A 24,819-nucleotide genomic window follows, 5' to 3' on the forward strand; every position below is an offset into this window, starting at 1 on the left:
TGGTCACTGATGTTAAAATCGAATGCATTTGGGGCCACGCTCTTGCCTGGCGCCAAGCGGAAGTGGGGGGCTTTGGCTGCCCCGTTTGCGATATTGGCGTCAGGGGAATTTCTGCTGGGCGTATTTTTATTATCCGGCTATATTAAATCGGGCATTTCCTTTCCCGTCGACTTAACCTTTTTTCTAATGGCAGTGACGATGCTTCTTTATTTTGTTCGCCTTATGCAATCCCAAGAGCTGCCGAAGCCGGCGCTAATTCCGCTGCTGCTGTTTGTGCTGCTGATTGGCTACATTTTGTTCAGCTTTTCTTATTCGACAAGCTATTCCTTCGCGATTCAGAAAACATCCCGTTTCATGCTGCTGACCGCCTGGTCCTTCATCGGGCCTTTTTTGCTTATTCGTGATAAAAAAGGGCTGGAGCGATTTTTCGTCGGCATTATTGCCGTCTCCTCGCTAATGACCTTTTATTGCCTGCAGATGTTTCTGGAGAAGCTGCAAGCTGGCCAATTCATTGGACAGATTGAGGTGCTTGGCTCGGATTATCTGTCGCTTGGCCGAACGAATGGCATCGCGGTTATCGCCTTGATCGGTTTATATTTATACAATCCGCTGCTGCGGACACCGGCCAAAATTGTCGCCAGCCTGTTTCTGGCGCTTACCTTTCTATCGGTTGCCGTCAGTGGTGCCCGGACGCCGCTTATTACGCTGGTCGGAACGATCGTGCTAATTATGTTCCTGTCTGTGAAAGTGAACCGGGGCAAAATTACCTTCTCCAAAGGAGTAGGCACGCTTTTTTTCATTATTTTGCTGCTCGCTGCGCTCGCAGTACCACTCGTAGCTTCTGGCGTAATGGACACCTTCATTTATCGCATCTCGGTGCTGTTTAATCAGCCGGGAGGCGGAGAATCGGCGGAAGGCCGGGTGGAGCGTTATGCGGTAGCGTGGCAAATGATACAGGATCATTTTTTCTTCGGAGGCGGTATTGGCAGCTTTACGATCGCTTTCGCCCATGAGGATGTATCGAATTATCCGCATAATATTTTTCTGGAGCTGTGGAGCGAGCTTGGGCTTGCTGGCGTATTGCTGTTTCTTGCGATATTCTGGGGTGCGGTTCGAGCAGCTGCGCACTTTATAGCTGGTAAAATGACAGACCGCTTCACTTTAGTTACTGTTTTCTCGGTAGTGTTCCTGTTCCTGAACGCCAATGTGTCTGGCGATTTGAATGAGAACCGATTGTTGTTCTGTTACGTAGCGATAGCCTGGCTGCTGCCCTATGCTACGCTCCAAGAGCGCAAGCCGCTGGATTTATTCAGGAAGTAGGCAGTAAGCCTGCCCGCGCCGCAAGCACCTAATGATAAGCTGGAGGGATATTCGTGTCTAATTTGATGGACCCGGTCGTTACGATTGTAACGCCGTCCTACAACTGCTCGCGTTTTATTAAGGAAACGATTGCTTCGGTCAAAGCCCAGACATTCACCGATTGGGAAATGATTATCGTGGATGATTGTTCATCGGACAATTCCTGCGAGATTATTGAGGCGGAAGCTGCGCTGGACAGCCGGATTAAGCTGCATCGCTTGCAGAAGAACAGCGGAGCGGCGGTAGCCCGCAATACTGCGATGAATTTGTCGAGGGGCCGTTATCTCGCCTTTCTGGACAGCGACGATTTGTGGCTCCCGACGAAGCTGGCGCTGCAGCTTGATTTTATGCGTACGCAGGATATCGGTTTCTCCTTCACGAGCTACCGGGTGATGTCGGAGGAAGGGGAGCTGACGGAGCGTGTGATCGGAGTAGTTCCTTCTATTAATTACGATACGTTATTGAAAAATACGATTATCGGCTGTTTAACCGTCATGCTGGATCGGCATAAGCTCGGCCAGGTGCAAATGCCGAACATTCGGGCGAAGCAGGACACGGGCATGTGGCTGTCGATTTTGAAAAAAGGGCATTTGGCCTACGGCCTGCCCGTTGAGCTGAGCTACTATCGCCTCGTGAAAGGCTCGATTTCAAACAATAAAGTGAAAGCCGTCTACAAAATGTGGCGTCTGTACCGCGATGTAGAGAAGCTGAACCCGTTAAAAGCCTTATGGTGCTTGACGAATTACGTTAAAAACGCCGTGTTTAAGAGATTGTAGAGATAGATGCCATATAGTGTGGGGAGGAGTGGAGACGCATGTACAATCAATTTGGGAAAAGAGCCTTCGATTTTATTTCCGCTGGCATCGCGCTGATTGTGTTTAGCCCGGTCATGCTGGTGGTGGCGATTTTGATCAAGCTGGAATCACGGGGCCCCGTGTTTTTCGTTCAGCAGCGAATGGGGCAAAATAACGAGCTGTTCGCCATTTATAAGTTCCGCAGCATGCGGACAGATACGCCGAACGTGGCGACGGATTTGCTGCAGGATCCAGCATCCTACATAACGAAGACGGGAAGATTTTTGCGAAAATCGAGCCTCGACGAGCTGCCTCAGCTCATTAACGTCGTGAAGGGGGAAATGTCGGTCGTTGGCCCTAGGCCTGCGCTGTACAATCAATATTCCCTTATTGAGAAGCGAAATGACCGGAAAATCAATGATATTAAGCCGGGCTTGACGGGCTACGCCCAAGTGTCGGGCCGGGATTCCATCTCCGATGACGAGAAGGTTCGTCTGGACGAGCATTATTTGCAGCAGATGTCCTTCGGCTTTGACATCAAAATTATTTTCATCACTATTTTCAAAGTTTTCAAAGCAAGCGATATTAAAGCTTAAGGCGGAGGTAGGAGCAATGATTCTGGTAACGGGCATAACAGGGCTGACGGGCCGATTTCTATATGAGCAGATTCAGCGGGATTTCAAGCGTGATCAAGTATGCTACATGGTCAGGGAATCAAGCGACGTATCCTGGATGAAGGAAGGCGAGCGTTTCGTCTACGGCAATTTGCGCGATGCAGACGATGTGAGGAAGGCTCTCGGCCATGAAGGTATAACGGAGGTGCTGCATCTGGCGCCGCGCAATCAACTGAAAAATGTGCTTGAAGCTTGCCTACAGCATGGCATCCAGCGCATTTATTACGTGAACAGCACCGGCATCTACAGCAAGTTCAAGAGCTCATCGCATATTGATTTGCAAAATGAACAGCTGCTGCGTGCCAGCGGTCTGACCTATACGATTATTCGTCCGTCGATGATTTGCGGCAATCATCAGGATGGCAACATCCATATGCTCGTCAAAATCATGAAGCGTTTTCCCGTTTATCCGATTTTGGGTGCTGGGGATGGCCTCATGCATCCGATCTACGCCAACGATTTGGCCAAGGTGCTCGTCTCGATGCTGAATCGCGAGGAGCTGACACGCGGCCAGGAATATGATGTCGCGGGAAAGGCGCCGCTGAAATACAAGGAGCTGCTTAGCCTGATCGCGGGGGCGATGGGCAAGAAGATTGTATTTTTGCATATTCCTTATAAGCTTGCTCTCATCGCGGGCCGAATCGGAGAGAAAATACCGAACCGGATTATTAATTACGAGAAGGTTCTCCGCTTGAATGAGGACAAAAACTTTGACTATTCCAAAGCGGCGAAAGAGCTGGATTTCAAGCCGATTGGCTTCGATGAAGCGATCGTGCTGGAAGTTGCAGCGCTTCGCAAGCATGGGACGATATAATGAGCCGATTCACGAGAGAGGGAAACAACAACACGATGAGACGCAGCTGGATTTGGGGAATTAGTTTGGTAGTCGTCATTTTGGCCGCGCTGGCTTTGCCATCGCTGAAGTCGGACAAGGCGCAAACCTCTACTACTGGCGGGAGCACAGGCTTCCATCTGGAGGTAGAGGGGAATCCGGTGGCGAGCGCTGCCGCAGCGACAAACAGCGCAGATGCCACTTATATCAATGTAGTGGATTACGGTGCAGTAGGTGACGGGAAAAAGGATGATTGGAGCGCGATTTCCAAAGCGATTGCCAAGGCAAAGGCGCTGCGGGATAAGGGACGGCAAGTAACGCTGCTTTTCCCGGAGCTAACGGAATTCCGCTCCTCCAAGGCAATTGTGATTCCAGCGAATATTTCGGTGGATCAGCGTGCCCCGCTCATTTATTCCGGAACGGCCTATGTGCCATTTCTGACGCTGGGCGAGGAAAGTACAGTAACGGGAGCTGAATATAGCGGCCTTAATGTTCGGAGAAGCAAGCTGGTCGATTGGTCCAAGGACAAGTCGCGCAAGTCCATCGGCATTCTTGTGATAAATGCGAACAATTCCGGTATCCACATTCAACGTGCTGAAAATTTCTCCGTAGGTGTAGAGACGATCGGGATTGGGACAGGCTTCGCCTATAATGACATTCGGCTTGGCAAAATCACCTCCAACCAAATCGGCCTAAAGGTGACCAACAAGCGCAATAAGGCCAAAGTATCCGGCTGGAACAATGAGAATTTGTATTCGGGCGGCAACTTTGCAGTCTGGAGCGGCAACAATACGTCGCAGAGCCGATACGGCATTGTCATTACGACGGAGGATGGCTCTTATACGAATAACAACAACAATGTATTCGTGAAGCCTAGCTTTGAGCTGAATCAGCGAAATACGACGGGCTCTGCCGAAAGTGTGCCAATCGTCATTGAACATGGTCTAAACAATACGTTTGATTATGTTCGCAATGAGACGAATGGCGTTTATATGGCCCGGTTGAAAAATAAAAGCAACAACAACACCTTTAACGTCAGCTACGGCGACGCCAAGCTGGATGACCAGTCGGAGTTCGGCAATCAAATTGTTTCGACGCAGGAATCGAGCTTTTTTGACCAGTTCACGCTGCGCGAATCGTTTAATTTGTCGGAGCGCTGGAGCAAGACGAATACTGCGGTCACGCTTGACGGCATGTCCTTCTTGAGCAATACGGGCGGAGAGCCTGCAGCGACGAATAATTTTGCCTGCATCAGCAGCAGCAAAGGTTTTGTTACTTTTGCCAATGGCTGTGTAGCTGTGGGTGCCATGGTTGATGTCTCGGTCGTTAAGCAGTTCGTTATTAAGCGGGCGGCGCAGGATGAGCTGGGTGGACGGGTTATTGTTCGCGGCTATGACAAGAATGGCAAGCAGCTCAGCAGCTCGGGCAATTGGCTGCGCGGCATGAGCAACAACAGCTTTTATTTCGCCGATACGTACGGCGGTGTTTATATGTCTGCTCGCGATATGGCGGACCCAATCTACTTCGACGTGAAGGATAATGTGAAGAAGATTTGGGTCGGCGTTACAGCTGGCAGCGGCAAGGCGGTTATTAATTCGTTTGGTATCTTTACGAGATCCACCCATTACCCTGCGGTTTATAGCGGCGGATAATAGGGCTTTGCTTGGTGAAGTGAGGTCTGCGCTGCGTGGACAGGTATGGGGTTCGTGTGGTGTTCGGTCGTAGTTACTTGGTAGAAGGTTACTTGGCGGAAGAATAGTGTCAGCTGACTGAGATGCCGCTATTGATACGGATATAAGAAGAATGGGTAGTTATGCGGACAGGGAAGCCGCTATTCCCTTCAAAACCCCGAAAAACAAAGGGGAAATGGACCAATAGCGGCTCTGGTGTCCGCCAGCTCTACTATTCGTAGGGAACGATCACTTTCTAAACTGTCGTTTGGATTGCAGCTGCTTAACATCAGGTGATGCACAAAATATTTTTTGAAATTGTGTGCTTCAATCTCGTGTTTTCTGATGCCACTTGTGATTTAGAACATCGAAAACAAAAGATTTAAGGTAGAAAGTAGAAAGTACAAGGTAGAAGGTATCTACGCAGTGGAAGTTGATAATGGGGTGTGGGAATAATGAGGTACAAACTTGCGGGTAAAGCGCTGCTGGCCTTGCTAGTTGCGCTCGTGGCCTGGGAAGGCATTTTGGAGGTTACAACGATTCGTACGACAGGCTTCCAGCAGCATCCGGAACTGGGGCGCATCTTGAACCCGGGGCTGTATGTAAATGGGCAGGAAGGCTACGGCATCACTAAAATTTATGCGGAAGGCGCCATCGCACAGCCTTTCCCTGATCCCAATGAGACGGCCGCTGCCCGCAAGGCAGAGTACCGGATTTTGTTTTTGGGCGACTCCTATACGGAAGCGCTTCAAGTTGGCGATCAAGTGAAGTTTTTTCGCCAAGTGCAGACAAGGATGCCCGAGCTGGATTCCCGCAAGGTGATGACCTATGATGCTGGACGCAGCTCTGCCTCCCCTGCGCATTATGCCTATTTGGCGGACTTTTATAAGAAGCGGGTCGATCCGGATGCCGTTGTCATCCAAATTAATGAGAATGATCTCAAGGATTTATATGGTGAAAATACGAGCTACTATGCCAAGAAGGACGGAGACTCGTATAAGCTTGTCTTTAATGAAGACTTTATTAGCCGCAATGCGGTTGCCGCGAAGCTTCAAGCTCTTTACGGCTTGCTGCGGCTGTCGGTAGTGCGTGTTGGCTCGGACCACATGCAAAAGCTGCTGGAGAAGGACGATGCGGCAGCGGAAGAAACGAAAGGCTCGGACTTCACGCCTCAAGCGGGGGATGCAGAGCTGGTGAAGTGGATATTCGGAATTTTGAAGGAACAATATCCGCAACTTGTTTTCGTTTTTTTACCGCAAATCGATTTTCAGTCGCCAGAGGATGAGCAGCAGCCGGGTTATTTTGAAGAGCTAGCCGAGCGTACGGCCAAGGAGCAGGGTATTCCGATGCTGAATATGAGACAGGATTTTGTGAAGGCCTATCAGGATACGGGGCTGCCAGCCTATGGCTTCTCCAACACTACGTATGGAACTGGGCATATGAACAGCTCGGGGCATGATTTAGTGAGCAAAGCAGTAGCGAATTATTTCGAAGGAAGATGAGAAAATGATATTTTCAAGCTGGGAGTATCTGCTGTTTTTTGCCGTAATGCTTATCCTGTTATCTACTATTAAAATACATGCGCTGAAAAAAGCAGTTTTGCTGATCGGCAGCTATTATTTTTACAGCGTATGGGATTACCGCTTCGTCCTGCTCGTGATCGTGATGACGCTTATAAACCATGTGAGTGCCGTGTCGATCGACCGGGCAACAGAGGCTGCGGTACGCAAGCGCTGGCTCATATTCAGCGTCATTGCCAATCTAACAATTCTTGGCTTCTTCAAATATTTTAATTTTTTCATAGATTCGGCGAATGGCTTGCTGGATCAGTTTGGCATGACGTTTCCGCTGCTCTCGATCGTGCTGCCCGTGGGAATCTCGTTTATTACGTTCGAGGTAATGAGCTACACGATAGATGTGTACAAGCGCGACATTAAGCCGTCGTCCATTTGGGACTTCTCGCTTTTAATCGTGTTTTTTCCGCATTTGATCGCAGGGCCGATTCTCAAGCCGCGGCATTTTCTGCCGCAAATGGCCCGTGACATCGTCATCAAGCGCAGCAACTTAATTGAAGGCGGACAAATATTCATCTTTGGTCTAGTCAAAAAAATTATTATTGCCGATCATATGGCGATGTTTGTCGATCCGGTATTCGCAAGTCCCGGCGAATATTCGCCACTAACCGTATGGCTCGCCGTCATTGCGTATGCGGTGCAAATCTATTGCGATTTTTCCGGCTATTCCGACATGGCAATCGGTTCGGCAAAATGTATGGGCATCGACATTCCGCGCAACTTCAATATGCCGTACCTGTCCCGCAGCGTGACGGAATTTTGGCGGCGCTGGCATATTTCGCTGTCGTCTTGGCTGAGAGAATATTTGTATTTCTCGCTCGGCGGCAATCGCAAAGGGCCTATCCGTGCAAACATTAACCTCATTCTTGTAATGCTGCTTGGCGGCCTGTGGCACGGAGCGAGCTGGAATTTCGTATTCTGGGGGCTGCTGCACGGCCTTGCGCTCGTCATTCATAAGCTTTATTTCAACCATGTGCTCAAAAAACAGGAAATCAACCACTGGCTGTACCGAACGGCTGCATGGGCGCTTACATTTGTATTTGTCTGCATCACCTGGGTGTTCTTCCGCTCCCAAAGCTTTGAGCATTCTTGGCTGGTGCTGCGCAAAATGTTCCTCATCGACACCGGCGGCCTCATGTGGTTCTACCCTTATTTGGGCTTCGTACTTGTGCTTGTGCTGGCCGGCCATATCGTTGGGGTACGGTTGAAAGATTACCCTCGCGTTAAGCAAACGACCTTTGGCGGCTTGTTTATTTTATTTTTCGTACTGCTCGCACTCCTATTGCTTATGCCAACAGCCTCCACACCATTTATTTATTTTCAGTTTTAAGGGGGACGAGGCGTGAAGCGGCAATGGAGTCGAAGGAAACGTGTCACCTTATGGACGCTCGGCATGCTGCTCGTTATGCTTGCGCTTGCCGTATGGCGCGCCGGCTACTTTTTGGCTGTTGCGCCGAACCCTGCTCCCTCGCAGGCGATCATTGTACTGAGCGGCGAAGAAGGGCGGCTGGCGAAGGGTCTGGAAGTTTTTCGGCAATATGGAGCAGAAGCACTCATTATTTCAAGCGCAAACGACCATTATATTCAAGAGGAGCTTCGCCTTGCTGTTTTGCCGCCAAGCGGGGTTTATTTGGAGACGCAGGCGCGAAGCACGAAAGAAAATGCGGCTTACGTACGGGAGCTTATGGACCAGCATGGGCTCAGCTCCGCTATTGTGGTCACCTCTGATTTTCATATGCGCCGCGCGAGGTATCTTTTTGAGCAAACGTTTGAGGATGGGCATTTTCGGCTCACCTATGCCAGCTACGAAAGTCCGCAGTTTAACGCCGCCAAATGGTGGAGCAGCAAAACCAGCCTGATGATCACGGGCAACGAATATATCAAGCTGGGCGGGAATTGGCTCGGTATCGATGGGAAGGAGGCCAAACGCCTGCTTAAACGCTTGAATAAAGCTGTATTCTGAATGGGACAACGACAGCTGCAGCCAGAATGATTTTACAATGGGGGTCTTGTGATGAAAAAAATGTGGGTGGTCCTTGCGCTGCTTGTGCTTGTGATAGGTATCTATCTGGCCTTCGGCCAAACGAAGCAGCAAGGTGCCTCTCCGGAAGCGTCTCCGTCAAAGCCTGCGGAGAAAATCAGCTTGTCCTTCTGGACGTATTACGGCGGCTGGGAGGACACGATTAAAGCCTTTAACGACCTGCATCCGGAGGTTACGATTAAGGTGACAGAGGTTACCTACGCCGATCAAGTTGAAAAATATACCGAAGCGCTTGCCTCAGGCAGCGTTCCCGATGTCATTATGCTCGATAGTGCCGCCTTTCCGAACTTTGGGGATAGCGACAAGCTGGAAAATTTGCTCGACGCTCCTTACAATGCTGGCGAGTACAAGGCTGGCTTCAGCCAGCCGCTGTGGGACAGCAACCTTTCGTTCGACGGAAAGCGCCTGATCGGCTGGCCGCTCTCCTCATCGCCAAAGGTGACCTATTACCGCGAGGATATTTTGAAAAAATACGGCTTCCCTACCGATCCGGAGAAGCTGGCGACGTATATGGATGACCCGGACAACTGGGTCAAGATGAACAATACGCTGCAAAATAAAGGCGTTCGCATTACGCAGTGGTACGGCGAGACGATAAATCTATTCGCCAGCGCCCAAAAGACCGGCTTGGTGAATGATAACCAGCAGTTCGCCTTCAATAATGATACGTTTGAGCAGGCGATTGCCCTGACGCAGCGCTTGAAGGAGCATGTGCCTGGCGTCAACATCTGGGAAGAGTCAGGTGAACAGGCAATTCGTGACGGCAAGCTGGCTATGGTGTACCTGGGCATCTGGGGGGATTCTGTGCTGGAGCAATGGGCGCCGGAAACGGCAGGCAAGTGGCGGCAAACCCGTCTGCCGCTGAAATTGAACGGCTGGGAGAACAGCTCCGTATTTCTGCTCCCTTCCGGCGGCAAGCATAAGGAGATGGCATGGGCGTTCATGAACTACGTCGTAACCGATCATGCGAAATACGGTCTCGGCAATGCGGTTCCGGCTTATGCTCCCGTGCTGAGCAAGAGCAGTCAGAAGCCGGAGCCTTCGACATTTTTAGGCGGGCAAATCGTTTATCCACTTAATGTAGAGCTCGCTAGCAAGATGCATGAGCGCAAATACACGGCGCTGGATAATGATGTGCAGAAGCTTTGGAATGAGCAGCTTGCCAAAGGCATGGAGAAAGGCTGGAAGCCGAAGACCATTCTGGATCAGGCTGAAAAAGAAATCAATCGCAGCCTTGCTGACCTAGCAAGCAAAGCTGGGGCCACAGCACCGGCGGCAGATGCAGCAGGCAACGCATCAACTGATGCTGCCGCAGCGTCTGAGGGCGCATCCAGCGCGCCGGCGAAGCCTTAAATGGGGCTTGCGCCGCAGCGGTGCTGCACGGCTGCTAGCGGGCATGAGGGATGAAAGCAACAGACTGTACGCGCGAGCTGCAGTCTGATTTGCGTTAAGACAGCAGCAAGCGAAAAAGCCGCTGACCTCATCGGTCGGCGGCTTGCAGCATGCGCATAATATCAAGCTCCCCGATGAGCCGCTGGGCTTTGCTGCCCCTCAGCGGCTGGGTGGATCGCTTGAGTATCCATTTAATGTCGGCGGGCGATAGGCCCGGTTTATAGGCGAGCAGCAGCGCAATGGCGCCGCTGACATGAGAGGTTGCCATGGAGGTGCCGCTCATCTCATGGTATTTGCCGCGCAGCCATGAGGAAACGATTTTATCGCCAGGGGCGTAAATATCGATATGGGCACCACGATTGGTGAAGGGGGCGACGCGCCTAAGCCGTGTAGTCGCGCCTACAGAAATCGTTTGCGGATAACGGGCCGGATAATCAACCGAGCGGCGTTTTCCGTCGTTGCCTGATGAGGCGACTACTATGATTCCTGCGTTATAAGCATTGGTAATGGCGGTAAGCAGCGCTTTGCTGCGGGTTTTCATGCCGAAGCTCATATTGATAATGTTAACCCGGTTTCTTACGCACCAGTCAATGCCGAGTATAATGTCCGAGACGAAAGCGCTGCCGTTGTGGTCGAACGCTTTCACGGGATAAATCTGCGCACGCGGAGCGATGCCAATCATGCCCTGCATCTGATTGGCGGCTGCAATTGTTCCGGCAATATGGGTGCCATGTCCATTGTCATCATGTGGAAGCATGCTGCGGTTCAGCAAATTAATGCCGCGCGACAGCGACTGGCGCAGGTCGGGATGGCTGAAATCGACGCCGGTGTCAATGACGCCAATTTTAATGCGATGGCCGGTAGTCATGCCCCAGGCTTGCGGAGCTTTGACATGCTGTACGCCCCAAGGAACTCCTTTTTCGGACATTAAGGATTTGGGTGTAGCGGCATGAACGGTAATGCGTCGATCTTCCTCAATCCATACCCCTGTGGAGAATCGGGCGAGGGTTTCTTCGACAGGCAGACGACAGGAAATAGCGCGTATGATGGGCATCTGTTTGACGGCTTTAAGCGCAGCCTTGCCATCCGGCAGCTCCGACCAGTCTTTTATAAAGCGCTGGTACTCGCTCTGATGGTAAAAACGGATAATGCGCTTTGGTGTTGTCTGCTCCGAGCTTGCCATCGCGCCTTGCAACCAATGGAGAAAAACGGTGGTGTCCAAATTTCGCGTCCCCTCCCGACGGACGATGCTGAGCTATTGTATGACGGAGAGGAGCAAGCTGCATGAGCCACTTGCCTTTTTTGATATAATTAGGCGTGAAACCGTGTCAAAATGCACAGTCGCACATAGGATGATGTAAGAGTTCTATGGGGCTCTTACCTCTCCGGAACGTTAGCAGCCAGCGCGGCCCGGATGGATACAGTCAGAGCGAAGGGATTCCTTCGCTTTTTATCCTGTTGTCCAAGCTGTGAAGAGCGGTTCAAGCCGCTCTAGCGCTAATAAATTCATTATCGCGGTGTGAGCTTTGTGGACAAGCGTTACAATGGATAGGCTGACGCTTGCTTTTTTGAAAGAAATAGGTTTTACTATAGTTTGATAATGAATGAAGATGGCAAGAGAGGATGTGTCCATATGAGCGGCAGCAACATCACTTTGAAGCTGGACCCTGAGCGGATTAAGGAAATGCCAATGGTTGATTTGGCATTTGAATTTCTTAAGACAGCTAATACGCCGTATTACTACCGTGATCTCATGATGGAGATTGCTAAAATACGCGGATTGTCTACGGATGGGATTAATCAGGTCATTGCACAAGTATATACTGAAATTAATATTGACGGCCGTTTCGCTTGCGTCGGCACAAATATGTGGGGCCTTAAGCGCTGGTATCCAGTAGAGCGCAGCGAAGATCCAATTTCCAACGCCAAACGCTCCAGAATCATTAACGACGACGACGATCTCGATGATGATGATCTGTTCGCGGATGAAGAAGAGGAAACTTACGCAGCGGACGAAGAGGACTACGATGTTTATGATGAAGATCGTGAGTTCGAGGAAGCTGAAGAAGAAGCCGAAGCAGACGAAGAAACCGGAATCGAAGGCGAAGAGCTGGAAGATGAAGAGGATGATTCGGATGAGGAGCTGGAAGACGGCGAGGAAGCGGACGATTTTGAAGAAGATGAAGAGGAAGAGGACGACAAGTAAGTCCTTGTTCACCCATGAATCGTGTAGGCTTGAAATCGAAGAAAGGGTAAGGAGGTTTCTTAACCATCCCTTCTATTTCTGGGCAGAACGCTCGCTGACGCCAAGTATGACAGGCAGCGCCGTTTATACTTGACAGGTTGTATACGTCAGAGTAAACTATTGCATGGGCTTTAGATTCGGTTAAGACAACCGCTTAATAATACGCCAAACGAAAAGTGCCCCGTACTCTACGGGTGTCACTTTTTTTGTTTGTAGAAGAACATGTTCGGCGACGGAAGGCTCCGGCTTTTCGTTTGATGATACAGATAAACCGCTGTGGCGCGAAAGCGCCTATGTTTATTGGATAGATTGGGAAACCTATAGGAATACACACTAGAGCTTGGAGGGTATTGGCACAGTGACAAAATATATTTTCGTAACCGGAGGCGTTGTCTCTTCCTTGGGTAAAGGGATTACAGCCGCATCGCTTGGTCGATTGTTGAAAAACAGAGGCCTCAAAGTAACGATTCAAAAGTTCGACCCGTACATTAACGTAGACCCGGGAACGATGAGCCCTTATCAGCACGGTGAAGTGTTTGTAACCGATGATGGCGCAGAGACGGATCTTGACCTTGGCCACTACGAGCGTTTCATCGATATCAACCTTTCCAAAAACAGCAATGTAACGACAGGCAAAATTTATTCTAACGTTATTACCAAAGAGCGCCGTGGCGATTACTTAGGTGGAACGGTGCAGGTTATCCCGCATATTACGAATGAAATCAAGGATCGTGTATTCCGCGCAGGCAAAGAATCGGCATCCGACGTTGTCATTACGGAGATCGGCGGTACGGTTGGCGATATCGAGAGCTTGCCATTCCTGGAAGCTATTCGTCAAATCAAGAGCGATATTGGACGTGACAATGTGATGTATATTCACGTTACACTGATTCCATTTATTAAAGCTGCTGGTGAAGTGAAAACGAAGCCGACTCAGCACAGTGTAAAAGAGCTTCGCAGCATCGGCATCCAGCCGAACGTAATCGTATGCCGTACAGAGCATGCGATGGCTGAAGACCTGAAGCACAAAATCGCCTTGTTCTGCGATATTGATGCAAATGCAGTTGTGGAATGCCGCGACGCTTCCACGTTGTATGAAGTGCCTTTGATGCTTCGCGAGCAAGGCTTGGACGATATCGTCGTCAACCACTTGAAGCTCGGCACGAACGAGCCGGATATGACGGAGTGGACGAGCCTCGTTCAGCGCGTGAAGTCGCTGCACAAAACAACAGAAATCGCAATTGTTGGTAAATACGTAGCTTTGCATGATGCTTACCTCAGCATCGTGGAATCCCTTGCTCATGCAGGTATTGATGCAGATTCCGAAGTGAAAATCCGCTGGGTAAATGCGGAAGAGCTGACGGACAGCAATGTAGCAGACCGTTTGCAGGGCGTTCACGGCATTCTCGTGCCAGGTGGCTTTGGTGATCGTGGTATTGAAGGCAAAGTGATTGCCATTCGCCATGCTCGCGAACAGCAAGTGCCGTTCTTTGGTATTTGCCTTGGCATGCAAGTGGCCGTTATTGAATATGCACGTCATGTGGTTGGCCTTGATGGCGCCAACAGCTCGGAGATTAACCCATCGACGCCATACCCTGTTATTGACCTGCTGCCTGAGCAGAAGGACATTGAAGACATGGGCGGCACGATGCGTCTTGGCCTGTATCCTTGCAAGCTTATTCCAGGCTCGCTTGGTGCTACAGAATATGATGATGAGCTCGTCTATGAGCGTCACCGTCACCGGTACGAGTTCAACAATGAATTCCGCGAGCAAGTGGAAGCAGCTGGCTTGACCATTTCGGGAACTTCGCCGGATGGCAGACTGGTAGAAATGGTGGAAATGAAGGATCACCCTTGGTTCTTGGCCGTGCAATTCCACCCGGAATTCACTTCCCGACCTAATCGTCCACAGAAGCTGTTCCGCGGTTTTGTCCGCGCTGCGCTTGCGTTTTCGGAGAGATAGTGTATTCGTAACATAAATGTATAAACCGTCCAATTTTTTTCCTGGGGCAGAAGGATATTCCGACTTGATCCGCGAATATATTAACGATGATGGAAGAGCTGACCAATTGTTGTCGCTCTGTCGTGGGAGGTATTATATTTTGGAACAAAAGAAGCTATTAATAGTGGACGATCAGAATGGAATCCGTGTGCTTTTGATGGAAGTGTTCAGCAGCGAGGGTTATGCGACTTTTCAAGCCTCCAACGGCAAGCTTGCCTTGGAAATTGTGAAGAAGGAAAGCCCTGATTTGGTGCTGCTTGACATGAAGATTCCCGGGATGGACGGTTTAGAAATTTTAAAGCATGTGAAAGCCATTAATAAAGACATAAAAGTCATTATGATGACGGCTTATGGTGAGCTGGATATGATTAAGGAAGCGACCGATCTCGGAGCTCTGATGCATTTCACCAAACCGTTTGATATTGATGAAATGCGAATAGCGGTGAACATGCAGCTAGAAGGCGGTTCCAGCAGTCGTTTCGCGATAGGGTCCTGATTAGCGGGCCCTTTTTTATTATTCTACGGTTTGTACCTTGGCAAAAGAGCTTTACCATTCCTGACGCCATTATGGTATAATGGCTCAGAATCAAGCTGTTTATTTGTCTATCGCATTAGGTATTGGTAAAATAAATGTAAACACAGAGAACCAAGTGGCTTGCAGCTCTGCAATTCTCGAAAATGATGTCGGCGAATGGACAAGGCATTCATCCATGGAGGCACCTGGCTCCTGCTCGCTTTGCAAAGCAAGCCGTATTTCAAGAGAAAATCCGCTTGTTCGGAAGTAACAATCAAGCGTAACAACAGGAGCACGGGATGACGAACCGCCTTCTAACAGTGTGCATGCGGCGGCGTGTGCTCGCTGTGGCGGTTTTTCCTTTGTTCTCTTTCGATACAACGGGAGGACTACAAAATTGATGGAGAAATTGATGATACGCGGCGGACGTCCGCTGCAAGGAACGGTCCAAATCAGCGGTGCTAAGAACAGCGCCGTAGCGTTGGTTCCCGCTGCAATACTAGCGGAGTCCGAGGTTGTGCTGGACAATTTGCCTCATTTGAGTGATGTTGCTGTTTATAGCGAAATTTTGCAAGATCTTGGTGCGGTCATAGACTGGCAAGGCGACATGATGCGTATTGATCCTTCTAATCTTAAAGCAAAGCCTATGCCGAATGGAAAAGTTAAGCTGCTGCGCGCTTCCTACTATTTGATGGGAGCGATGCTAGGACGCTTTGGAGAAGCCGTTATTGGCTTGCCTGGCGGCTGCAATTTTGAACCAAGGCCTATCGATCAGCATATTAAAGGCTTTGAAGCGCTGGGCGCAACCGTTACGAATGAGCATGGCTCGATGCGCATATCTGCGAAGCAGCTGCGGGGAGCGAAAATTTATCTTGATGTGGTAAGTGTAGGAGCAACGATCAACATTATGCTTGCGGCCTCTCGGGCCAAAGGCTCTACGATAATCGAAAACGCGGCAAAAGAGCCTGAAATTATAGATGTAGCTACTCTTCTCAATGCCATGGGCGCAAAAATCAAAGGGGCCGGCACGGAAACCATTCGGATCGAAGGAGTGGATAGCCTGCACGGCTGCCGCCACTCCATTATTCCTGATCGCATTCAAGCTGGAACTTACATGATTATCGCCGCGGCAACGCGTGGAGATGTCCTGATTGACAACGTCATCCCGAAGCATATGGAAGCTATGACGGCGAAGCTGGAGGAAATGGGCGTTACCGTATACGAAATGGATGAATCTATCCGCATCGTAGGCGCTCCAAAGTACAATGCCATTGATGTTAAAGCATTGGTTTATCCGGGCTTTGCGACCGATTTGCAGTCCCCTATGACGAGCTTGCTGACCCAAGCGAGCGGTGTAAGCATTTTAACCGACTATGTATACAGTAATCGTTTCAAGCATGTTCCTGAGCTTGCGCGCATGGGCGCCAACATTCGTGTTGAAGGAAGATCGGCTATTATTGAAGGCGGACCGCTTAACGCCGCTAAGGTACGAGCAGCAGATCTGCGCGCAGGCGCGGCGCTTGTTATTGCTGGATTGACTGTACCGGAAGGCATTACCGAAATAAGCGGTGTGGAATATATTGACCGTGGCTATGACCACTTGGTTGATAATTTGCGCAGACTAGGCGCCGATGTGTGGCGCGAGACGGAAACCTCCTAAATAGGCAGGAAGATTGGAGCTTGGCGCTGGTTCAATGGGATGAGGAATATCCGGCGCCAACTCTGGTATATACTGATAGATCGGAATATAGCGGTTTGCTGTACCATAAAACTGAATAAAGTGGTGAGAACATGACAGATCTTCAGATCGCCGATCTGGAAGAGTTGAAGCTGACGGATTTGTACAAGCTGGCGAAGCAGTATCAAATTCCGTATTATGGCCAACTCAAGAAGAAGGAATTGATTTTCGCAATATTGCGGGCCCAGGCTGAGAAAAGCGGCCTGATGTTCATGCAAGGCGTCCTGGAAATTTTGCCGGAAGGCTTCGGCTTTCTTAGGCCTATCAACTATTTGCCAAGCAAAGAGGATATTTATATTTCGGCTTCCCAAATTCGCAAGTTCGATCTTCGTACGGGCGATCTCGTATCCGGTAAATGCCGGCTTCCGAAAGATTCGGAGAAATACTTTGGTTTGCTGCAAGTAAATGCAGTTAATGGGACGAGTCCTGAACTCGCAGCTGAACGGTTACATTTTCCCGCATTGACTCCTCTTTTTCCACAGAAAAAACTGGTGCTTGAGACGGCATCCTCTAAACTTTCCACACGAATTATGGATTTAATTGCGCCTGTTGGACTTGGCCAGCGTGGACTCATTGTTGCACCTCCGAAAGTCGGCAAAACGTTGCTTCTCAAAGAGATTGCCAACAGCATTTCTACCAATCATCCTGAAATCGAGCTGTTCGTACTGCTTATTGATGAACGGCCTGAGGAAGTAACGGATATGCAGCGTTCGGTTAAGGGCGAAGTCATCGCTTCCACTTTCGATGAAGTGCCGGAAAATCATATTAAGGTAACAGAGCTTGTCTTGGAGAGAGCGCTGCGACTGGTGGAGCATAAGAAGGATGTAGTTATTTTGATGGATAGCATCACGCGTCTGGCTCGTGCCTACAACTTGGTAGTGCCGCCATCCGGCCGTACGCTGAGCGGTGGTATTGACCCTGCTGCATTTCATCGTCCGAAGCGGTTTTTCGGTGCGGCGCGGAATGTGGAAGAGGGCGGAAGCTTGACGATACTCGCGACAGCGCTTGTGGAGACAGGCTCGCGTATGGATGACATCATTTATGAAGAGTTTAAAAGTACCGGCAATATGGAGCTGCACCTGGACAGAAAACTGGCTGAACGCCGGATTTTCCCAGCGCTGGATATCCGCAGATCGGGCACGCGCCGAGAAGAAATGCTCCTGACGCAAGAAGAGCTGGAGAAGCTATGGGTAGTTCGCAAAAATATGAACGATTCCATCGAGTTCGTTGACGGCTTCCTCAAAAAGCTGAAAAACAGCGAAACGAATAGTGAATTTCTCATGTCGCTCGATTCCATGCCAGAGACGAAGCCGCCGCAGCGCAGCAGCACGATCAAAAGCAGCAGTACCAGTTCGTCGTCATCATCAACGTCAGCGGCTGGACGCCGTTCGGCAGCCCCTCGCACGACGCATAGCTCATAGTGCTGCCTGAAAGGAGAACATCATGAATCTTGTATATGCTGATGAGCAAGGAAATGTCTTTGATCATCCTCACTATATAGCTTTAGGCCGCAGCGGCGATATGATTGTCGAAATGATGGAGGACGAGCTCATTCCGTTGCCGGAAGGAGCGACGCTTGTAAGCTTGCCATTTACTAAGGCGGTTGGCCTGAACCCGGATACGGGCGAAATGCAGCTGCTTCCAGGCAATAAGCAGGCGGTAGGCGCGCTTTTGCCGCAAGGCTTTACGCGGCTTGCCCTGCCAGGCTATGTCAAAGCGGATAAAAATGAAAAGCTGCCTTTGTTCGGTTATACGGCTGTCGTATGGAAAAACAATGGCTTCTACGTTGCAGCTGAGCAGTGCGATGATCCGGAGCGCTGGGATCCGCTCAATTGCGACCGCGATGAGGTAAAGCAGCAAGTCGAGCGCATCACGTCCAAATATCCAGAAAATCGTCTGTACAAGCATTTGTCGAACTGTGCACTGGGGTATGAATGCTTGACGTCGTCCAATACGTTCCTGCAGCGCTGGGAAGGTGCGGTTCCGGTATCGTATTCGTGCAATGCGGGTTGTTTTGGCTGTATTTCCGAACAGCCGGATGACAGCGGCTTTGTTGCTCCGCAAACCCGGATGAATTTCAAGCCGACGGTGGACGAAGTGACGGAGATTATGCTGGAGCATCTTCGCCATGAAGATTCCATTATTAGCTTCGGCCAAGGCTGCGAAGGCGAACCTTCAACGCAGGTGCGGATTATTGTCGATGCGATGCGCCGGGTGAGAAGCCAGACGTCGCTTGGCTACATTAACATTAATACGAACGCTGGGCTGACAGATCACATCCGTGCCATTGTTGATGCGGGACTGAATTTGATGCGTGTGAGCACCATCAGTGCGCTTGATGACCATTACAATGCCTACTACAAGCCGCGTGGCTATACGCTCGCCAATGTAGAGAAGTCGTTGAAATATGCGGTGGACAAGGGTGTTTATACGTCGATCAACTATTTGATTTTTCCTGGTGTGACGGATCGTGAGGAAGAGATAGAGGCCATGATCGGCTTTGTAAAGCGGACCGGCCTTAAGCTTATTCAAATGCGGAACCTGAACATCGACCCGGAAAGCTATTTGTCCTTGATTCCGCCGGCACAAGGCGAAATTTATGGAATGAAGCAGATGCTGGAAATTTTCCGCGACGAGCTGCCAGATGTCGTAATTGGCTCATTCACGCATGTTCCGCCTGCGAGCTTAATTCAATCTTGATGCCCCAGAAGGAGCGGTTGTTCCGGTGACGGACAGCTCCTTCTTTTGTATTTTACAACAAGGACGTGGCTATGCTATAATGCAGAGATGTATGACTTAATTCTGGGCCCGCCTGTGGCTCAGGGCAGAAAGAGGTGAAAGAGATGAAACAAGCTATTCATCCGACATACCATATCACTACAGCAACTTGCGCTTGTGGTAACACTTTCGAGACTGGTTCCATTAAACAGAACCTTCGTGTAGAGATTTGTTCCCAATGCCACCCATTCTATACGGGTAAGCAGAAGTTCCTGGATGTGGGCGGCCGCGTCGATCGTTTCAAAAAGAAATACGGCATCTAATTGCTGTGATGTCTATTTTGTCTATATTTGGCAGAATACAAGAACCTCCCGTAGCCATTCTAATGGTTATAAGGGAGGTTTTTTTGATGAGATTGAACCAGAGCGTATTGCCTTTAAAAAGCTCGCGCATGCTGTTATTGGCAGGTGTCTTGCTGCTGGCAGCGTCAAGTGCTGCCGGCTGTGGCCAGCCTGATCATAAACAGCAGATGCAATCCTATGGACATGACGGTTATATGGGGCTGTCCAACAGCAACCCGAACATACCGAATAAGCATTCGTATTTAAATTATGGCTCAGACGGCAAGTTCGTCGGCGAGTTGATTAAGAAGATGGACGGCGTTCAAAAAAGCTGGATTCATTTTAACGGGGAGCATCTGGTCGTTCATTTGACTGCCAAGCCGGGCATGTCCGATGCACAGGTGAAGCAGCTTCAGCATAAAGCAGAGGAGACTTTGCAATATAATATGCCGCGCTATGAGGTGCGGGTCAAAACGAGCCGATAATACCCGTTTTTAAGCGAAACGGCGCCTTTCGTCAAGGAAAGGGCAAGCTGTTCACGCTTGATGACAAGGCGCATTTTATGTCTTGTCCTCAGAAAAGTTGCGCTTTGTAACATTATCAGCTATACTTATTTTTGCCGTGCTAGATGGGGAGTTAGCGGTGCCCTGTAACTCGCAATCCGCTTTAGCGAGGTTGAATTCCTGTTTGAGGTTATGTCTATGCGGGGTTTGGCGCTTGCGAGCAGTGTTGACAGTTGGGTCCTCCGCAATGGACGCTTGTGAACTCGGTCAGGTCCGGAAGGAAGCAGCCGTAAGTAAGTTAGTTCATGTGCCGGGGGAGTGCCTGGCTCGAGCTGTGGTGCAAGAGTGCCGCCTGGGTTACATTAATCAAGGGCAGGTGCACGGTATTAAAGTTTTATATTACGGATGTTAACAGACACCGGCGACGCTTTTCGATGAACTCGAATGGTGCTGCGGGTGTTTTTTGTTTGGCTTGAGGCTTTGATGATGTATAATAAGAGATAGAGTATTATAGAGTATTTTTGCAGAATTCCTGTAAGGAAACAAGAAGGGAACGGTCCATGTGACTCATATTGCCTTGTACCGTGCCTGGCGTCCCCAGACGTTTCGGGACATGGTGGGACAACAGCATATTGTGCAGACGCTGCAAAATGCGATAAAAGAGGATCGCGTTTCGCATGCCTATTTGTTCAACGGTCCCCGGGGGACGGGGAAGACGACGACAGCTAAGGTATTGGCGAAAGCAGTCAATTGTGAATCCGGCCCGGCAGTGGAGCCCTGCAACGAATGCGACGCATGCCGCGGTATTACAGCTGGTCATATTATGGATGTCGTGGAGATTGACGCTGCCTCCAACCGGGGCATCGACGAAATTCGCGATATACGGGATAAGGTGCGCTACGCCCCATCTGAAGTGAGATATAAAGTGTACATTATTGATGAGGTGCACATGCTTACTTCAGAGGCATTCAATGCTTTGCTCAAAACATTGGAAGAGCCGCCTGCACATGTTATCTTTATATTAGCAACAACTGAACCGCATAAGCTTCCTGCAACGATTATTTCTCGCTGCCAGCGTTTTGATTTTCGGCAGGTGTCGCTTGCAGAGCAATCGGAGCGGCTTCATGAGATTTGCAAGGAAGAAGGCATTACCGCCGAAGATGATGCGATTGCTTATATTGCAAGGCTGTCAGAAGGCGGCATGCGTGACGCGATCAGCCTGCTGGAGCAGGTAGCAGCTTTTGGAGGCGGAAGCATTACGCTCGACGGCGCTGTCGATGTGACGGGCGGAATGGCGGCCGACCAGTTCTACGAGCTCGCGGAAGCGGTTCGCGACCGTGATGTTGGTGCTGTGATGCCACTTGTCGAAAGCTTGACGCAAGCGGGCAAAAGCGCGGATAAGTGCATGGAAAACCTGATTTATTATTTCAGGGATTTGCTTGTGCTCAAGCTTGCCCCGCAAGGCGGAGCGGCGACGGAACGCGTCGTTGATGCAGAACGCTTCCAGGCAATGGCGGATGCTTTTACGCCGGACCGCCTGTTTCGCATGATTGATACGCTGAACAGCTATCAATCCGAAATGAAGCATGCTGCTCAATCGCAGACGCTGTTTGAAGTCGCGTTGATGAAAATTTGCACCATCGGCGATAACCGCGAAAGCGCATCTGCGGGGGACGCTGCCCAGCCATCTGGCGGGACGGCGAGTTCTTCCGCAGAGGTGGGCCGTCTGCGCCAGCAGGTGGAGCAGCTTGAGCATAAGCTGGAGCAGCTGCTGCAAAATGGCGTTCCAGCTGCTGGCGGAGGAGCGTCTGCCAGCGGCGCAGCGGCTCGGGCTGGGGCGAATGGCAATCGTCCTGCCTTTAATAACCGCAGCGGCGGCTCTAACTCGGTATCTGTTCGGACGCCAGTTAAGCTGGGGCCATATTTATCCGCTGCTGGCAGCAGTGAAACGGGGCAAGTTCGCATGAAGTGGAGCGAGCTGCTGCAGCGGGTGAAGGAAACCAAAATCACGGTTCATGCGTGGTTGATGGATGGCGAGCCGGTATCCGTTGTGGACGGCAACGTATTGGTTGCTTTCAAAAATACGATGCACCGAGAAACAACGGAGAAGCCGACGCATAAAGAAATTATTGAGCGGGTTATGCAAAGTGTGTTTGGGCAGCCCCTTCAGCTTGCAACGGTTATGATTAAAGAATGGCAATCGGCCACCGATAATGGTTCAGGAACGCCGGACGAAGCGTTTGAACTGCAATCGGATATGCCGGACGCAGCACCAGCCCAGCCTAAATGGGTAGAAGAAGCGGTTAAGCTTTTTGGTGAAGAGCTCGTCGTTGTGAAAGAGGATTTTTAACTATAAATAAGAGGTGATTATAATGAACAATATGAATCAAATGATGAAGCAAGTGAAGAAGATGCAAGAGCAAATGATGAAAGCACAGGAAGAGCTTGTCCACAAAACCGTTGAAGGCACAGCAGGCGGCGGCGTAGTTAACGTTACCGTAAACGGCCACAAAAAAGTTCTTGATATTACAATTAAACCGGAAGCTGTCGATCCGGAAGATGTTGAAATGCTGCAGGATTTGATTATTACAGCTGTAAACGATGCCTTGTCAAAAGTGGACGATGTCGCGAACCAGGACATGGGCAAATTTACAGGTGGCATGAAAATCCCAGGCTTGTTCTAAAAACAAGCCGCAGCTCGTTCTGATTTGAAAGGAGCTACACCTGTTGCATTATCCCGAACCGATAGCGAAGTTGATTGACAGTTTCACCAGGCTGCCGGGTATTGGACCGAAAACAGCTGCAAGACTGGCTTTCTATGTGCTTCGCATGAAGGAAGACGATGTCATTGATTTTGCTAAAGCGCTCGTGAGCGTGAAGCGCAATCTGACTTATTGCTCCATCTGCTGCAATATAACCGATACGGACCCTTGCCGTATTTGCCAAGATAAGCTCAGGGACAACTCCGTCATTTGCGTCGTACAAGAATCGAAAGATTTGGTGGCGATGGAGCGGACGAAGGAGTTCATGGGGCATTATCATGTGCTGCAAGGGGCAATCTCTCCTATGGAGGGAATTGGTCCGGATCAGATCAAAATTGCCGAGCTGCTGCGCCGCCTCAGTGATGAGCGAGTACAGGAACTTATTCTGGCGACCAATCCGAATGTCGAAGGAGAAGCAACCGCTATGTATATATCGCGGCTGGTGAAACCTTTTGGCATACGGGTCACGCGAATCGCTCACGGCTTGCCGGTTGGCGGCGATTTGGAATATGCCGATGAAGTTACGCTGTCCAAAGCACTGGAAGGCCGCAGAGAGCTGGGTTAAAGTAGGCAAAGCTGTTCTTATGGTTCAAAACGATAGGGGCAGCTTTTTTTATATGAAGTATACATAGGGTTGGTGCGTATAGCGTATTGCCTTTTCGTTTAGAAAGCTGCTGCGGCTGATTGATCTCGGTGCTAGTTCTATTTGCAAGGCTCCCCGCTTATATATGGAATAAAGGCAGCCTTGGCTTTTGAATGGACAAGCGGGAGGTCGTGAGGGAATGAAGCAGCTCAATAAATGGAGAATCGGCAGTAAGACAGCGGAGAAAAAGTCGGTTAATGGGGCTCAAGCGGAGATGGATGCCCTGCAGTGGACCGACCGGCTGCGCCAGGAAATTTATGAGGCCCATCTGGAATGGGAAAATGCAAACCGTTTTTTTGACTATGCTTTGGGCAAAGATCAGATTGATTATGCGATATACGCCATTATTACGGCTGAAAAGCGATATGACTCTTTGCTCCGCACCGCCAAAAGAGCTTGCAAGAGCTGGTCGGAATGGAGGGCGGTCCAATGATGAATACGATCCTACTCGTGGTTCTGGTATTCTCTTCGGTTGCACTGCTTGCGGTAATTGTTCGACATCGTCTTTCATGGTCATGGGCAAAAAGCTTCACCTTGCACTTGATAAGTGCTTGCGCAGTTCTTTATTTGCTGAATTACTCCGGTCTTATTTCTGATATTAAAATCCCCATTAATCCGGCGACGATATCAACGGTGGTCGTACTCGGTATTCCGGGTATTGCGCTTATTGTAGGCCTGCAGCACATAATGGTGTAGTTATCCGCAAGCAGCGGAAGGCAATGTTTATGGACTAAAGGTGATCAGGACAAGCCTGGAATAAGGGCTTTCCTGATTTTTTTGCGTTTGGGTTGACTTGTTCTTATGGTTCATGGTATTCTATATCTCGCGTCAAGGGCAGGTACATACGGGGTTGAAAAACACCGAAAAAGTTTTTTGAAAAAAGTACTTGCAATTGCCTAGGCGCCTGTGATATATTATATGAGTCGCCGCTGAGACATACGGCAGACACGAACGAAACGCAAGCAAGAGAAATTGTTCTTTGAAAACTGAACAACGAGTGAAACTGCCACATTAACT

23 protein-coding genes and 1 other RNA gene are annotated in these 24,819 nt (G+C 49.9%); 23 read left to right on the forward strand and 1 reads right to left on the reverse strand.

Translation table 11 applies throughout. From position 1 onward, the window contains the following. Positions 1-9: 9 nt before the first annotated feature. The 9 genes from AC6B99_RS27630 to AC6B99_RS27670 all read left to right on the forward strand — a co-directional run bounded on the left by AC6B99_RS27630 (position 10) and on the right by AC6B99_RS27670 (position 10,297). The gene (locus tag AC6B99_RS27630) at positions 10-1,320 is read left to right on the forward strand and encodes an O-antigen ligase family protein (RefSeq protein ID WP_056037609.1); all 1,311 of its coding nucleotides are present in this window, start codon (positions 10-12) and stop codon (positions 1,318-1,320) included. Positions 1,321-1,385: 65 nt separating this feature from the next. Further along, positions 1,386-2,135, forward strand: a complete 750-nt coding sequence (locus tag AC6B99_RS27635; protein WP_056037664.1) for a glycosyltransferase family 2 protein — start codon at positions 1,386-1,388, stop codon at positions 2,133-2,135. 38 nt (positions 2,136-2,173) lie between these two features. Further along, the gene (locus AC6B99_RS27640) at positions 2,174-2,749 is read left to right on the forward strand and encodes a sugar transferase (protein ID WP_494864924.1); all 576 of its coding nucleotides are present in this window, start codon (positions 2,174-2,176) and stop codon (positions 2,747-2,749) included. Positions 2,750-2,765: 16 nt separating this feature from the next. Continuing rightward, positions 2,766-3,641: an NAD-dependent epimerase/dehydratase family protein gene (locus tag AC6B99_RS27645; protein ID WP_494864920.1), complete on the forward strand. Its 876-nt coding sequence runs from the start codon at positions 2,766-2,768 to the stop codon at positions 3,639-3,641. After that, positions 3,641-5,311: a pectate lyase family protein gene (locus AC6B99_RS27650; RefSeq protein ID WP_494864918.1), complete on the forward strand. Its 1,671-nt coding sequence runs from the start codon at positions 3,641-3,643 to the stop codon at positions 5,309-5,311. Before AC6B99_RS27645 ends, AC6B99_RS27650 begins: the two co-directional genes overlap by 1 nt. 473 nt (positions 5,312-5,784) lie before the next feature. After that, positions 5,785-6,831: an SGNH/GDSL hydrolase family protein gene (locus AC6B99_RS27655; protein ID WP_494864916.1), complete on the forward strand. Its 1,047-nt coding sequence runs from the start codon at positions 5,785-5,787 to the stop codon at positions 6,829-6,831. Between the two features lie 4 nt (positions 6,832-6,835). Further along, complete coding sequence (locus AC6B99_RS27660) at positions 6,836-8,233, forward strand: MBOAT family O-acyltransferase (protein WP_496664740.1); 1,398 nt, start codon at positions 6,836-6,838, stop codon at positions 8,231-8,233. 12 nt (positions 8,234-8,245) lie between these two features. Beyond that, on the forward strand, positions 8,246-8,866 hold the full coding sequence (locus AC6B99_RS27665; RefSeq protein ID WP_496664741.1) for a YdcF family protein: 621 nt from the start codon (positions 8,246-8,248) through the stop codon (positions 8,864-8,866). Between the two features lie 51 nt (positions 8,867-8,917). Continuing rightward, positions 8,918-10,297: an ABC transporter substrate-binding protein gene (locus AC6B99_RS27670; RefSeq protein WP_056037632.1), complete on the forward strand. Its 1,380-nt coding sequence runs from the start codon at positions 8,918-8,920 to the stop codon at positions 10,295-10,297. 127 nt (positions 10,298-10,424) lie between these two features. Here the strand turns inward: AC6B99_RS27670 and AC6B99_RS27675 are convergent, their stop codons facing one another. Continuing rightward, positions 10,425-11,558 carry a S8 family serine peptidase gene (locus AC6B99_RS27675; protein ID WP_494882997.1) on the reverse strand — a complete coding sequence of 378 codons (1,134 nt, stop codon included), beginning with the start codon at positions 11,556-11,558 and terminating at the stop codon, positions 10,425-10,427. A gap of 411 nt (positions 11,559-11,969) precedes the next feature. Between AC6B99_RS27675 and rpoE the strand changes: the two genes are divergently transcribed. The 14 genes from rpoE (at position 11,970) to AC6B99_RS27745 (ending at position 24,498) form a co-directional block, all read left to right on the forward strand. Beyond that, positions 11,970-12,542 carry a DNA-directed RNA polymerase subunit delta gene (gene rpoE, locus AC6B99_RS27680; protein ID WP_056037638.1) on the forward strand — a complete coding sequence of 191 codons (573 nt, stop codon included), beginning with the start codon at positions 11,970-11,972 and terminating at the stop codon, positions 12,540-12,542. Between the two features lie 397 nt (positions 12,543-12,939). Then, positions 12,940-14,544, forward strand: a complete 1,605-nt coding sequence (pyrG, locus tag AC6B99_RS27685; RefSeq protein ID WP_056037640.1) for a CTP synthase — start codon at positions 12,940-12,942, stop codon at positions 14,542-14,544. 139 nt (positions 14,545-14,683) lie between these two features. Further along, the gene (locus AC6B99_RS27690; RefSeq protein WP_056037642.1) at positions 14,684-15,079 is read left to right on the forward strand and encodes a response regulator; all 396 of its coding nucleotides are present in this window, start codon (positions 14,684-14,686) and stop codon (positions 15,077-15,079) included. Positions 15,080-15,497: 418 nt separating this feature from the next. Next, the gene (murA, locus tag AC6B99_RS27695; protein ID WP_056037646.1) at positions 15,498-16,757 is read left to right on the forward strand and encodes a UDP-N-acetylglucosamine 1-carboxyvinyltransferase; all 1,260 of its coding nucleotides are present in this window, start codon (positions 15,498-15,500) and stop codon (positions 16,755-16,757) included. 131 nt (positions 16,758-16,888) lie between these two features. Next, positions 16,889-18,256: a transcription termination factor Rho gene (rho, locus tag AC6B99_RS27700; protein ID WP_496664742.1), complete on the forward strand. Its 1,368-nt coding sequence runs from the start codon at positions 16,889-16,891 to the stop codon at positions 18,254-18,256. Positions 18,257-18,278: 22 nt separating this feature from the next. Continuing rightward, positions 18,279-19,535 carry a radical SAM family protein gene (locus tag AC6B99_RS27705; protein WP_496664743.1) on the forward strand — a complete coding sequence of 419 codons (1,257 nt, stop codon included), beginning with the start codon at positions 18,279-18,281 and terminating at the stop codon, positions 19,533-19,535. Between the two features lie 143 nt (positions 19,536-19,678). Then, positions 19,679-19,876, forward strand: a complete 198-nt coding sequence (rpmE, locus tag AC6B99_RS27710) for a 50S ribosomal protein L31 (RefSeq protein ID WP_056037655.1) — start codon at positions 19,679-19,681, stop codon at positions 19,874-19,876. Between the two features lie 86 nt (positions 19,877-19,962). Then, the gene (locus tag AC6B99_RS27715; protein ID WP_494864895.1) at positions 19,963-20,379 is read left to right on the forward strand and encodes a hypothetical protein; all 417 of its coding nucleotides are present in this window, start codon (positions 19,963-19,965) and stop codon (positions 20,377-20,379) included. A gap of 134 nt (positions 20,380-20,513) precedes the next feature. Further along, positions 20,514-20,781: signal recognition particle sRNA large type (gene ffs, locus AC6B99_RS27720), an RNA gene on the forward strand. A 178-nt stretch (positions 20,782-20,959) separates the two neighbouring features. After that, positions 20,960-22,747, forward strand: a complete 1,788-nt coding sequence (gene dnaX / locus AC6B99_RS27725) for a DNA polymerase III subunit gamma/tau (protein WP_494882995.1) — start codon at positions 20,960-20,962, stop codon at positions 22,745-22,747. A gap of 22 nt (positions 22,748-22,769) precedes the next feature. Further along, the gene (locus AC6B99_RS27730) at positions 22,770-23,081 is read left to right on the forward strand and encodes a YbaB/EbfC family nucleoid-associated protein (RefSeq protein ID WP_056037661.1); all 312 of its coding nucleotides are present in this window, start codon (positions 22,770-22,772) and stop codon (positions 23,079-23,081) included. Positions 23,082-23,124: 43 nt separating this feature from the next. Next, positions 23,125-23,724 (forward strand): recombination mediator RecR, encoded by a 600-nt coding sequence (gene recR, locus AC6B99_RS27735; RefSeq protein WP_046229552.1) that lies wholly within the window; start codon positions 23,125-23,127, stop codon positions 23,722-23,724. 217 nt (positions 23,725-23,941) lie between these two features. Continuing rightward, positions 23,942-24,235: a DUF2508 family protein gene (locus AC6B99_RS27740; protein WP_494864893.1), complete on the forward strand. Its 294-nt coding sequence runs from the start codon at positions 23,942-23,944 to the stop codon at positions 24,233-24,235. Next, positions 24,232-24,498, forward strand: coding sequence for a pro-sigmaK processing inhibitor BofA family protein (locus tag AC6B99_RS27745; protein ID WP_235533203.1), 267 nt, complete (start codon positions 24,232-24,234; stop codon positions 24,496-24,498). The genes AC6B99_RS27740 and AC6B99_RS27745 overlap by 4 nt, the downstream gene beginning before the upstream one ends. Positions 24,499-24,819 lie beyond the last annotated feature (321 nt).

The organism is Paenibacillus liaoningensis (assembly GCF_059609455.1).